The sequence below is a fragment of the Methylobacterium sp. E-041 genome, assembly GCF_022829665.1.
Lineage (GTDB): Bacteria > Pseudomonadota > Alphaproteobacteria > Rhizobiales > Beijerinckiaceae > Methylobacterium.
Genome location: NZ_JAKSYQ010000117.1, coordinates 1 through 12233, shown reverse-complemented (window position 1 = coordinate 12233; position 12233 = coordinate 1). Strand labels below are relative to the sequence as shown.

Here is a 12233-nt window from a genome sequence, read left to right as displayed (position 1 = left end):
GAACACGACCCGGTTGATCAGGTTGTTCTCGCGGACCGTCACGACGGTGCGGCCGCCGCTGGCGGCGACCTTCACGTCCGCGAACATGCCGCTGGCGAGCAGGTTGCGGCGGGCTTCCTCGGCGGAGCCCGATGCGGTGCCGGTGACGTAGGAACGGATGGTGTCGGCATCGACGCGGCGGTTGCCCTGAACGACGATCTGCTGGGCCTGCGCGACCCCGGTCAGCGCAATGCCCGCCGCGGCGGCTAGGACGATGGTCCGCTTCACCGACTTGCGCCGGCGCTTCCCCGTCATCGACATCATCTATTCGCCCGTCTGTCTTATCATCGGATCGGGTTCGCACCCGCCACGAGCGACCGTTGACCGGCCGTCCCGTAATACCTGGTCCAAGCGTAGCTCTTAGCGGGATTCCCCTGCCAAGCAAACGGCGCGGGGGGTCCTATGACCGGGATTTTGGGGGCCGTGGCCTTCAGGCCACTTAACGCTCCCGCAAAGTTCCCATCCATTTCGTCGCAGGGTAAACGAACGGTAAATCCCTGCCCCGTCACGGAAATCCCGAGCCGTACCGGATCCGGGAAACGTCCTCGTAACCCTTCCACGGCCTCCCGTCAGGGGACTCGCCGGGGGCCGGTCAGGCGCCGCCGGAGGCCGCCGCGCGCGCAATCGCGGCGGGATTGCGGCGACCGCTTCGTGGGCGGCGCGCGGGGACCGAGCGCGGTGCCGCGCTCAGGTCGCGCGCCAGGAGGCGCCGAGGTTCAGGATGTCGTTCCAGGCCGCGAAGATCATCAGCACCAGCACGAGGGCGAGCCCGACGCGGAAGCCGATCTCCTGGGCGCGCTCGCTCAAGGGGCGGCCGCGCACCACCTCGAAGGCGTAGAACAGCAGGTGGCCGCCATCGAGCAGCGGCACCGGGAACAGGTTGAGCAGACCGATCGAGACCGAGAGCAGCGCGATCAGCCCGATCAGCGCACCGATGCCGCCGACCTTGGCGACCTCGCCGGAGACGCGGGCGATGCCGATCGGCCCGGAGAGCTGGTCGGCGGATTCGCGGCCGGTCACCAGCTTGCCGAGGTAGGAGAAGGTGCGCTCGACCACGAACACCGTCTCGTGCACGCCGAGGCCGAGGGAGGCGACCGGGCCGTAGGTGACCAGCTTCGCCTCGGAGGCGGCCGGCGAGCGGATGCCGAGGCGCCCGATGCGGTGGCGGCCGAACTTGGTGCTCTCCTCGTAGACCGACGGCGTCGCGACGATCGGCACGTCGGCCCCGGCCCGCTCGACGACGAAGTTCAGCGGCGTTCCGGCGCTGCCAGTGACGATGCGGTACATCGTGTTGAAATCGGGGATCGGCTCGCCGTCGATGCTCTTCACGAGGTCGCCGGTCTGGAAGCCGGCCTGCGCCGCCGCGCTGCTGGGATCGATCGCCGAGACCCGGGCCGGCAGCTCGAGACGGCCGCCGAGCCAGATCGCGCCGGCGAACAGCAGGATCGCGAGGATGAAGTTCGCCACCGGGCCGGCGACGACGATCGCCGCGCGCTTGGCCACCGACTGGGTCGGGAAGCTGATCGCCCGCTCCTGCGGCGTCATCCGCGCGATGGTGTCGGCATCCGGAATGCTGGCGCCGTTGGCGTCGCCGTGGAACTTGACGTACCCGCCGAGCGGGATCGCGCAGAGCTTCCAGCGGGTGCCGTGGCGGTCGTTGAAGCCGACGAGCTCCGGCCCGAAGCCGATCGAGAACGCGTGGACGCCGACGCCGCACCAGCGTCCGACGAGGAAGTGCCCCATCTCGTGGACGAAGACCACGACGGTCAGCACGAACAGGAACGGGATCACCGCACCGAAGAAGCCGGTGGCCGTGCCGCCCATCGCGGTCAGGAAATCCATGCGTCGATCCTCGGGCCGCGATCGGGCCTTGCACTCCGCTCTAGCAGATCGGGGCGGTGGTGATCCAACGCAAACCTGCGCCGACGAAACGCCAGCGTGGCACGAGCGCGCGGCGGCGGCGATGCGGGCGCGGCGCGAACCCGCCTTTTCCCCGCTATCCCCCCGCCCCCCGCCTCGCCTGCCCGTCAGTGCCCGCCTCCCCCGGCGGCCGCCGCCGCGGGCCTGCGGATCAGGGGCGTGGCCAGCGCCATCAGCAGGAACAGGCCGGTGAGAACGAGGAACACGTCCTCGAAGCTCATCACCAGCCCCTGCATCCGCACGGTGTTGGTCATCGCCTTCAGGGCCATCTTCTCGGCGTCGCCGCCGGTCGCCTCGAACTGGCGGCGCATCGCGTCGAGGCGCTCCAGGGCGGCGCCGTTGGCCCAGGTGAAGCGCTCGTGCAGGCGCTCGAGGTGCAGGTCCCAGCGATCGTTGAGCAGGGTGTTGATCAGCGCGAGCCCGACCGCGCCGCCGAGGTTCCGCGTGAGGTTGTAGAGGCCGGACGCGTTCTTGATCCGAGCCGGCGGCAGGGTGCCGAGCGCGATGTTGTTGATCGGGATCATGCACAGCATCAGCGAGCAGCCCCGCAGGACCTGCGGCCACAGCAGCTCCCAGAAGTCCCAATCCTTGGTCAGCCCGGTGACGATCCAGGTCCCGGCGGCGAAGCCCGAGAACCCGATCGCCATCAGAATGCGCGGGTCGACCTTGCCGGAGAACCGCCCGGCGATCGGCGCGGTGGCGAACATGCATAGGCCCGAGACGAACATCGTCTCGCCGATCTGCAGCGCCGAGTAGCCGCGGATCCGCGCGAGGTAGACCGGGTAGAGGTAGGTCAGCCCGTAGAGGCCGATGCCGAGGACGAAGCTCGCCGCGCAGCCGGCGGCGAAGTTGCGGTCGGCGAAGGCGCGCAGGTCCACGATCGGCTGCTTCGCGGTGAAGACCCGCCAGAAGAAGCCGACCGCCGAGACCACGCCGATGACGCTGCAGATCGCCACCGCGTCGTCCTGCAGCCAATCGTGGTTCGGCCCCTCCTCGAGCACGTATTCGAGGCAGCCGAGGAAGCCCGCCATGCCGGCGAGCCCGTACCAATCGAAGCTGTTGAACAGATCGAGGTTCGGCTCGTCGAAGTCGACGAGGAAGAAGGTCGAGACCGTGACGGCGATGCCGGGCACCACGTTGATCAGGAACAGCCAGTGCCAGGAGCCGAGGTCCGTCAGGTAGCCGCCGACCGTCGGGCCGATGGTCGGCGCCAGCGTCGCCACGAGGCCGATCATCGGCGAGACGATCGAGCGCTTGGACGGCGGGAAGATCGTGAAGGCGGAGGCGAACACCGTCGGGATCATGCCGCCGCCGATGAAGCCCTGCAGCGCGCGCCAGACGATCATCTCGTCGATCGAGGAGGCGGTGGCGCACATCACGCTCATCAGCGTGAAGCCGCCGGCCGAGATCACGAACATCCACCGGGTCGAGAGCACCCGCGAGAGGGTGCCCGAGAGCGGGATCGAGATCACCTCGGCGATCAGGTAGCTGGTCTGGACCCAGGGGATCTCGTCGCCCGACGCCGAGAGGCCGGCCTGGATCTCGTTGAGCGAGGCCGAGACGATCTGGATGTCCAGGATCGCCATGAACATCCCGAACACCATGCACAGGAACGCCACCATCCGGCGGCGGTCGAGCGGCGGCTCGGCCGTCGCGGAGGGCGGCGCCGCGGAGATCGGGGCTCGGCCGGGGCCGGCGGCGGCGGTCGCGGCCATGGCGGTCAGTCCTGCTTATGCGCGGTCCGCAGGAGCGGCGCGTCGGCGCCGTCGCGGGTGTCGATGCGGACCGTCACCGACAGGCCGGGCCGGAGCAGGCCCTCGGCGGCGACGTCGGCCGGCACCTTCACCCGCACCGGCAGGCGCTGGACGATCTTGGTGAAGTTGCCGGTCGCGTTGTCGGGCGGCAGCAGGCTGAACACCGAGCCCGAGGCGGGCGAGAGCGACTCGACCTCGCCCGCGATCTCGCGGTCGGGATAGGCGTCGACCTCGATGCGCACGTGCTGCCCGGGGCGGACGCGCACGAGCTGGGTCTCCTTGAAGTTCGCATCGATGCGGACGCTCTTGAGCGGCACCAGGGCGGCGACGCGCGAGCCCGGCGCGACGTAGGCGCCGGCCTCCACCGCCTTGTTGCCGACGACCCCGTCGAACGGCGCCCGGATCGTCGAGAAGGCGACGTCGCGCTTGGCGCGGTCGACGGCCGTGCGCAGCTCGGCCGCGAGGCTCTCGGCCTCGCGCTGCTGGGCGTGCAGAACCTCGACGTTGGCCTTGGCCGCGATCAGACCGGCCTCGGCCCCCTTGACCGCGGCATCGGTGCGGTCGCGGTCGGCCTTGGCCTGGTCGAGGCGGGATTTCGCGACGTAGTCGGCCTGCATCTGGGTCGCGCGGTTGTAGTCGGCGAGCGCCCGCACCGCGTCGGCCTTGGTCGCGTCGATCTGGGCGGCCATCTGCGCGACCTGCGCCTGCGCCGCCTCGGCCTGCCGGCCGATCCGCACGATGGTGCTCTCCTGGGTCGCGAGCTTGTCCTGCGCCGCCTGCTGCGCGAGCCGGTAGTCGCCGTCGTCGAGCCGGGCGATCACGTCGCCCTTCTTGACCGACTGCCCGTTCACCACCGGGACGGCTTCGAGGTAGCCGGAGATCTTGGCGGCGAGCACCGAGATGTCCGCCTGCACGTAGGCGTCGTCGGTCGTGACGAAGAACCGCCCGACGGTCCAGTACTGCCAGCCCTGGTAGCCGCCCCCGGCCAACGCCGCGCAGAGCAGGCCGGCCAGGACGAGCGTCTTGCGCGAGCGCTTCCTGACCACCGGGGCCTCGGCGGGAGCCGGGACGTGGGGCGAGGCCGCGGCCGCCTTCGGCGTGGCGCGCGGCGCCTCGGCGCGCTCGTCCCGCACGGCGTCGGCCGCCTCGGCCGCATCGATCCGGTCGCCATCCTCGCGCAACGACATGCCCGAAATCCCAGCTTGAAATTTGCTGACCGAACGGTTCGGTCATCAACGAGGACGATTGACGTCCGCCGTTCCAACGCAGTAGATATCATTGACCGAACGGTTCGGTCAATCAGGATCGCCAAGATGCCCGCGACCTCCGCGACGCTGGAACGAGACGCCGTCACGCCCGAGAGCGACAAGCGCCGCCAGATCCTCGACGGCGCGCGCCAGGTCTTCATGGGCGCGGGCTTCGACGGCGCGAGCATGGGCGAGATCGCTCGCACGGCCGGCGTCTCGAAGGGCACGCTCTACGTCTACTTCGACAGCAAGGAGGCGCTGTTCGAGGCGCTGACCCTGGAGGAGAAGCGGGGCTTGGCCGAGGCCCTGTTCCTGCTGGATGCCGACGACCCCGACGTCGCCGCGGTGCTGACGCGGCTCGGCACCACCTACCTCATCGAGATGGTGCGGCCCGAGCACGTGGCGGTGATCCGCATGGTGATCGGCGCCTGCGAGAAGTTCCCGCGCTTCGGGCAGGCCTTCTTCGAGGCCGGCCCGGCGATGGGCGTGACGCGGCTCACCGCCTACCTCGACGCGCAGGTGGCGGCCGGGCGCCTGAACGCGGCGGACACGAACCTCGCCGCCAAGCACTTCCTGCATCTCTGCCAGGCCGGCCTGCTGACGCGCCTGCTCTTCCACGCCGGCGATCCGGTGACGCGGGAGGAGATCGACTATCGCATCCGCGAGGCCGTGCGGGTGTTCTTCGCGGGCTACGGCCCGGGGCGCTGAGGCACGCCCTTCGCTCCCGACGACTTGCGGATGCGGCCAGGCCTCGACTCGGAACACCCTTCCCTCCCCCCGCCCAGGGGGGAGGGAAGGCGCGGTGCGGATCGAAAAATCCGTCGCGCTCAGCCGGCCGCGCGCATCCGCGGCAAAGCGGCCGTGCTCCAGGCCCGCACTTCGGCGTCGATCGCCAGGGCCTCCTCGACGCCGTCGGGGGCGGTGCGGTGGATCCCCGCGAAATGCGCGATCGCGCGCTCGACGAGGTCGGCGATTCCGTAGAACGGAATCGTGCCGGCGATGAAGGCCGCCACCGCGATCTCGTTGGCCGCGTTCATCACCGTCGGCGCCGCGCCGCCCTCGGCGAGCGCCGCGCGGGCGATCCGCAGGCACGGGAAGCGCGCCTCGTCGGCGGCCTCGAAGGTGAGGCTGCCCAAAGCCACGAGGTCGAGGGACCGGCCGCGGGCGATGGTCAGGCGGTCGCCGAGGCCGAGGCAGTGCGAGATCGGCACGCGCATGTCGGGCAGCGCCAGCTCGGCGGTGACGGCGCCGTCGAGCCAGTAGATCATTCCGTGGATCACCGATTGCGGATGCACCACCACGTCGAGGCGGCCCGGCTCGATGCCGAACAGGTGGTGCGCCTCGATCAGCTCCAGCCCCTTGTTCATCAGGGAGGCGGAATCGATGTTGATCTTCATCCCCATCGACCAGGTCGGGTGGGCGGCGGCCTCCGCCGGCGAGGCGGCGGCGATGCGCTCGCGCGTCCAGGTCCGGAACGGGCCGCCGGAGGCGGTGATCATCATGGTGCGCACGTCTTCCAGCGGCCGGCCGGCCATCGCCTGGCTGAGCGCGTCGTGCTCGGAATCCATCGGCAGGATCGTCGCGCCGTAGCGCTTGGCGTCGCGCATGAAGGCGTCGCCGGCGCAGACCAGGCTCTCCTTGTTGGCGAGAGCGACCTGCCGCCCGAGGCGGAGCGCCTCGTGGGTCGGCTTCAGGCCGGCGGCCCCGCTGATCGCCGCGACGACGATGTCGGCCTCCTGCGCCACCGCGTCGAGCACCGCCGCCTCGCCCGCCCCGGACGGGATGCCGGAGCCCGACAGCGCCTCGGCGAGCGCCGCGCCGGCGGCCGGATCGGCGAGCGCGGCGAAGCGCGCGCCGGTCTCGCGCGCGACCTTGGCCAGGGCCGCCGCATCGCGGCCGCCGACCACCGCGCCCACCCGGAAGCGATCCGGGTGCTGGGCGAGGAGGTCGGTGGTCGAGCGGCCGATCGAGCCCGTGGCGCCCAGGATGGTGACGGTGTGGGTCACGGCGAAAAACTCCGTCAGGCCGCGAGGCGGCGCAGGATCAGGTACAGGCCGGCGAGCAACGCGACCGCGAAGAACCCGTCGAGCCGGTCCATCACCCCGCCATGGCCGGGAATGGACTTGCCGGAATCCTTGACGCCGTAGCGGCGCTTCAGGGCCGATTCGACGAGGTCGCCCCCCTGGCTCAGGACCGAGGCGACGGCGCTGGCGAGCCCGACCCAGACGAGGCCGGTCTCGGCGAGCGGGCTCCAGCCCTGCGCCCGGGCGAGCGCGACGACCGCGAGACCGGCGGCCACCGCGCCCGCGAGGCCGCCGAGCGCGCCGGACCATGTCTTCTTCGGCGACACCCGCGGCATCAGCTTCGGCCCGCCGAGCGTCCGGCCGGTGAAGTAGGCCACCACGTCGGTCGACCACACCACGGCGAACATCCAGGCCGGCCCGAGGATGCCGATCGCCGGCGCGTCGCGGAGCGCCACCGGCACCAGGGCGACGATCGCGCCGCCGAACAGGGCGCCGAGCGCCCGCAGGCGCCCGGCCGCCCCCTCCGCCACGATCAGGCAGAGCGCAGCGCCGAGCGCCAGGAGCACCGGTACCGCGTAGGTCGGTGCGTCGCCCTCGAAGCATGCCGCCGCCAGGATCAGCGTGCCGGCGACGATGGCCAGCAGCGTGCGCCGCGGCGTCGTCCGGCTCATGCCGATCCATTCGGCGGCTCCGACGATCCCGGCGGCGAGCCAGATCACGGCGAAGGCCCAGCCGCCGAGCACAAGGGCCGCCACGACGATCGCCGCCAGCACGAGCCCGGAGACCACGCGCAGGCCGAACTCGCGGTTCGCGAACGGGTTCTTCTGCGAGCCGACCGCCCTGTCGTCGGCGGCCATCACCGCGCCCTCGAACCGTCGGTCCGCGCGGATGCAAGGCGCGCAGAGTGCTTCCCGTCCACGCGTCCCCTCTCCGTCACGTCGCCGGCCCCGGGGCAGCCGGCCCGGTCTAGCGTTTCCTCACAGGTCGGCGCAGGCACCGTCACGCCCCCTCCCCTCGGGAGCGGGGCCGAGGCCGCCTCACACCTGCATGATTTCCTTTTCCTTGGACGCCAGCACCCCGTCGACCTCGGCGATGTGCTGGTCTGTGACCTTCTGCACTTCCGTGGCCTGGCGCTTCTCGTCGTCCTCGGAGATGGCGCTGTCCTTGAGCAGCTTCTTGAGGTGGTCGAGCCCGTCGCGGCGCACGTGGCGGACCGCGACGCGGGCCTCCTCGGTGTACTTGTGCGCGACCTTGACCATCTCCTTGCGGCGCTGCTCGTTCATCTCGGGGATGCGCAGGCGGATGGTCTGGCCTTCCGTCTGCGGATTGAGCCCGAGATCGGATTCGCGGATCGCCTTCTCGACGGCCGTGACCATGCCGCGGTCCCACACCGAGATCGACAGCAGGCGCGGCTCGGGCACGCTCACGGTGGCGACCTGCGCCATCGGCATCGATGCGCCGTAGGCGTCGACCTGGATCGGGTCGAGGATGCTCGGCGTCGCGCGGCCGGTGCGCAGCGAGCCGAGATCCTTGGAGAGCGCCGTGACCGCGCCCTGCATGCGGCGCTTGATGTCGGCGAGGTCGAAGTCCGGTGTAGCCATTGTCTCAGAGTTCCCGAAACGTCTTCACTGTTCGTCGGTCGAGCCGGCCCGCCGGGCCGGAGCGCGTCGGCGCCTCAATGAACGAAATCCCGTGAGGCCGCAAACCGCAACGCCCCTCGGGGACGCCCGCCGTCCTCAGGGCACGACCAGGGTCGAGGGCGCATGCCCGGTGAGGATCGCAGTGATCGAGGAGGGCGGGTGCACCGAGCCGACCACGATCGACAGCCGGCTCTCGCGGGCGAGCGCGAAGGCGGCGGTGTCCATGATCTTGAGGTCGCGGGCGATCGCCTCGTCGTGGGTGATGCGGTCGTAGCGGGTCGCCTCAGGATGGGTCTTCGGGTCGGCCGAGTAGACGCCGTCGACCTGCGTCGCCTTCAGGACCGCGTCGCAGCGGAGCTCGGCCGCGCGCAGCACGGCGGCGGTGTCGGTGGTGAAGAACGGGTTGCCGGTGCCGCCGGCGAGCACGACCACCTGGCCCTTGTCGAGGTGGTGCAGGGCCGGCTGGCGCGCGTAGGTCTCGCAGATCGTCGGCATCGAGACCGCCGACATCGTGCGCGCGGGGACGCCGGCCGCGTTGAGCGCGGTCTCGAGCGCGAGCGAGTTCATCACCGTGGCCATCATGCCGAGCGAGTCGCCGGTGGCCCTGTCGATGAACCCAGCCTGCGAGATCCGCGCGCCGCGGATCATGTTGCCGCCGCCGACCACCAGCGCGACCTCGATCCCGGCCTCGATGGCGCGGGCGATGTCCTCGGCGAGGCCCGCCAGCGTCGGCGGATGGAGCCAGTACCCGTCGGGGGCGGCCAGCGCCTCGCCCGAGAGTTTCACCAGCACCCGGCGAAACGGCGTCGTCTCCGGCATCGTCCACCTCATAGGGTCCGGCGACACGGCCGAACCTGATCCAGAACCGAGGGGCTTCTACGTCAGGCCGCCCGGGACCGTCGAGGCCCCGGAGACCGCTCTCGCGGAGCGGCTGCGAAAAATCGGTTGCCGGCCTCGGATGTCGCCTTGTTGGAGGTACGGGATTTCCGTATCATTGGCACGATGAGCGAGCCGTTCGATCCCGGCAAGGATGCGATCAACCGCGAACGGCACGGCCTGTCGCTCGCGTTCGGCGACAGGATCATGGCGGACGAGGCCCACCCGATCATTCCCTCCGTCCGGCCGCAGGACGGCGAGGAACGTTTCAAGGCCATTGGTCTGGTCGAGGGCAAACTCCACGCGGCTGTGTTCACCTGGCGAAACGGGCGGCCACGGTTCATCTCTGTGAGGCGAAGCAATGCCGGTGAAGGACGAGCCTACGATCCTGGCCTCTGAGACCAGCGACCCGGAGGATTTCGATGTCCCCGCGACGGCTTTGGATCGGGCGCAGAAGGCCCGGCTGATCCGGATGGCGCGCACGACGCTGGGCCTTTCGCAAGCCGCGTTCGCCCTCAGGTTCCGTGTCCCGCTCGGAACCCTGCGCGATTGGGAACAGGCTCGGACCACGCCTCCCGATTTCGCGGTCGCCTACGTTCGCGTCATCGCCCGGCATCCGGACATGGTCGCCGCGGCCGTCGCTTGAGCGAGACGCCGGCGGCTTCGTCGGGTGCCGGAACGCGAGGAGCCCCGGCCTTGCGGCCGAGGCTCCTCGGAAGAACCTATCATGTCGCTCAGCGCGACATGACTCAGCGCAACTTGGCTCAGCGCGACATGGCGGCGACTTCGGAGGCGAAGTCGGGGCCCTCTTCCTTCTCGATGCCGTCGCCGAGCGCGTAGCGCACGAAGCCGGTGAGCGCGACCGGGGCGCCGGCCTTGCCGGCGGCCTCCTTGATCACCTGGGTGATCGTCTTCGAGCCGTCGTGCACGAAGGGCTGCTCCAGGAGGGTGACCTCCTTGTAGTAGCTCTTCAGGCCGCTCTCGACGATCTTCGCCATCACGTGGTCGGGCTTGCCGGCGTTCTTCTCGCGCAGGATGTTCGACTCGCGCTCCAACGTGGCGGCGTCGACGCCGGAGGCGTCGAGCGCCACCGGGTTGGTGGCGGCGACGTGCATCGCGATCTGGCGGCCGAGCGTCGACAGGTATTCGACGTCGCCCTCCGACTCGAGCGCGACCAGCACGCCGATCTTGCCGAGGCCTTCGGAGATCTGGCCGTGGACGTAGCTCGCGATCACGCCCTTGGTCACGTCGAGCTTGGCGACGCGGCGCAGGTTCATGTTCTCGCCGATGGTGGCGATGAGGTTCTGCAGCTTCTCCGAGACGGTCTCGCTGCCGCCGGGGAAGTGCGCGGCCTGGAGGCTGTCCAGGGTGCCGTCGGAATCGAGCGCCATCTTGGCGGCTTCGCGGGCGAAGGCCTGGAAGGCGTCGTTGCGGGCGACGAAGTCGGTCTCGGAATTCACCTCGACGATCGCGGCATGGTGTCCGGAGGACTCAACGGCGACGAGGCCTTCGGCGGCGACGCGGCCGGCCTTCTTGGCGGCCTTGGCGAGGCCCTTGGTGCGGAGCCAGTCGACGGCGGCCTCGAGGTCGCCCTGCGTCTCGTTGAGCGCGCCCTTGCAGTCCATCATGCCCGCGCCGGTCTTCTCGCGGAGTTCCTTCACCATCGCGGCGGTGATGTTGGCCATGGCCGGTCCTTTCGTCATCTCAGATGAGAGGAGCCCGACGTCCAGGGGTGAACGCCGGGCCCGAATGTGGTGGTGCGGATCACGGCGCCCCGGATGGGGCCGCCGCGATCCCGGCGGGCGATCAGGCGGCGGCCTGGGCCTCGACGAAGCCGCGGGCCTGGGCGACCCAGCCGTCGCGGCCGAAGCGGTCGTTGAGCTTCAGGTCGGCGTCGACCTTGGCGACGTCTTCCGGGCTCATCGCGGCGATCTGCCAGTAGTGGTAGATGCCGGCGTCGTTGAGCTTCTGCACGATCTGCGGGCCGGCGCCGTGGAGCTTGGACAGGTCGTCCGGCGCGCCGCGGGGGGCGGCGAGCAGCTCGAAATGCTCGGTCGACTCGGCGAGCATCGCGACGTCGGCCGGATCGAGGGCCCCCGACTCCACCGAGACGGCGGCGGCCTCGTCCGACGGAAGCTCCTCGGCCATCGGCTCCTCGGAGGCGCCGAGGTCGACGCCCGACGAGCCCTGGCCGCGCGAGATGCCGTCGATGGCGGCGCGGGCGATCAGGTCGCAGTAGAGCGCGATGGCGCGGCCGGCGTCGTCGTTGGCCGGGACGACGTAGGTGATGCCGTCCGGGTTGCAGTTGGTGTCGACGATCGCGGCCACCGGGATCCCGAGGCGCTGGGCCTCCTTGATCGCGAGCTGCTCCTTGTTGGTGTCGATCACGAACAGCAGGTCGGGCACGCCGCCCATGTCCTTGATGCCGCCGAGCGCCTTCTCGAGCTTGTCCTTCTCACGGGACAGCATCAGGCGCTCCTTCTTGGTGAGGCCCGGGCCGCCGGTGTCGAGGGTCTCGTCGACCTTGCGCAGGCGCGAGATCGAGCCGGAGATGGTCTTCCAGTTGGTCAGCATGCCGCCGAGCCAGCGGGAGTTGACGTAGTACTGGGCCGAACGCTTGGCGGCCTCGGCGATCGTGTCGGCCGCCTGGCGCTTGGTGCCGACGAACAGCACGCGGCCGCCCTTGGCGACCGTGTCGCTCACCGCCTGCAGCGCGGTGTGCAGCGCCGGCAC

Annotated in this window: 12 protein-coding genes and 1 pseudogene; 3 read left to right on the top strand and 10 right to left on the bottom strand. The window is 70.5% G+C overall.

Annotated elements, in window-relative coordinates; all coding sequences use genetic code 11:
* From MKK70_RS10790 to MKK70_RS10775, 4 genes and pseudogenes are all read right to left on the bottom strand, one after another.
* Positions 1-303 (bottom strand): annotated as a pseudogene (locus tag MKK70_RS10790) (outer membrane protein assembly factor BamA); the annotation flags it as partial.
* Positions 304-726: 423 nt separating this feature from the next.
* The gene (locus MKK70_RS10785) at positions 727-1881 is read right to left on the bottom strand and encodes a M50 family metallopeptidase (protein WP_243947565.1); all 1155 of its coding nucleotides are present in this window, start codon (positions 1879-1881) and stop codon (positions 727-729) included.
* Positions 1882-2066: 185 nt separating this feature from the next.
* Positions 2067-3674, bottom strand: a complete 1608-nt coding sequence (locus MKK70_RS10780; RefSeq protein ID WP_409568263.1) for a DHA2 family efflux MFS transporter permease subunit — start codon at positions 3672-3674, stop codon at positions 2067-2069.
* A gap of 5 nt (positions 3675-3679) precedes the next feature.
* The gene (locus MKK70_RS10775; protein ID WP_243947563.1) at positions 3680-4900 is read right to left on the bottom strand and encodes an HlyD family secretion protein; all 1221 of its coding nucleotides are present in this window, start codon (positions 4898-4900) and stop codon (positions 3680-3682) included.
* Between the two features lie 126 nt (positions 4901-5026).
* On the opposite strand from MKK70_RS10775, the gene MKK70_RS10770 reads away from it, so the two are divergent.
* Entirely contained in the window at positions 5027-5668 is a 642-nt protein-coding gene (locus tag MKK70_RS10770) for a TetR/AcrR family transcriptional regulator (RefSeq protein WP_243932315.1), read from the top strand.
* A gap of 119 nt (positions 5669-5787) precedes the next feature.
* Here MKK70_RS10770 and dxr read toward each other — a convergent pair whose 3' ends face one another.
* From dxr to pyrH, 4 genes are all read right to left on the bottom strand, one after another.
* Positions 5788-6966 (bottom strand): 1-deoxy-D-xylulose-5-phosphate reductoisomerase, encoded by a 1179-nt coding sequence (gene dxr, locus MKK70_RS10765; RefSeq protein ID WP_243947562.1) that lies wholly within the window; start codon positions 6964-6966, stop codon positions 5788-5790.
* 14 nt (positions 6967-6980) lie between these two features.
* A complete protein-coding gene (locus MKK70_RS10760) occupies positions 6981-7841 on the bottom strand; it encodes a phosphatidate cytidylyltransferase (protein WP_243947560.1) in 861 nt (286 codons plus the stop codon).
* Between the two features lie 180 nt (positions 7842-8021).
* A complete protein-coding gene (gene frr / locus MKK70_RS10755) occupies positions 8022-8585 on the bottom strand; it encodes a ribosome recycling factor (protein ID WP_147727743.1) in 564 nt (187 codons plus the stop codon).
* A 135-nt stretch (positions 8586-8720) separates the two neighbouring features.
* Entirely contained in the window at positions 8721-9443 is a 723-nt protein-coding gene (pyrH, locus tag MKK70_RS10750; protein ID WP_147841986.1) for a UMP kinase, read from the bottom strand.
* Between the two features lie 183 nt (positions 9444-9626).
* On the opposite strand from pyrH, the gene MKK70_RS10745 reads away from it, so the two are divergent.
* The gene (locus MKK70_RS10745) at positions 9627-9899 is read left to right on the top strand and encodes a BrnT family toxin (protein WP_243947558.1); all 273 of its coding nucleotides are present in this window, start codon (positions 9627-9629) and stop codon (positions 9897-9899) included.
* Positions 9862-10146: a helix-turn-helix domain-containing protein gene (locus MKK70_RS10740; RefSeq protein WP_210246693.1), complete on the top strand. Its 285-nt coding sequence runs from the start codon at positions 9862-9864 to the stop codon at positions 10144-10146. Before MKK70_RS10745 ends, MKK70_RS10740 begins: the two co-directional genes overlap by 38 nt.
* Before the next feature lie 118 nt (positions 10147-10264).
* On the opposite strand, the gene tsf is transcribed toward MKK70_RS10740, so the two are convergent.
* The gene (tsf, locus tag MKK70_RS10735) at positions 10265-11185 is read right to left on the bottom strand and encodes a translation elongation factor Ts (protein ID WP_147727745.1); all 921 of its coding nucleotides are present in this window, start codon (positions 11183-11185) and stop codon (positions 10265-10267) included.
* Between the two features lie 121 nt (positions 11186-11306).
* The coding region (locus tag MKK70_RS10730) for a 30S ribosomal protein S2 (RefSeq protein WP_243947556.1) at positions 11307-12233 on the bottom strand (927 nt) is incomplete at its 5' end.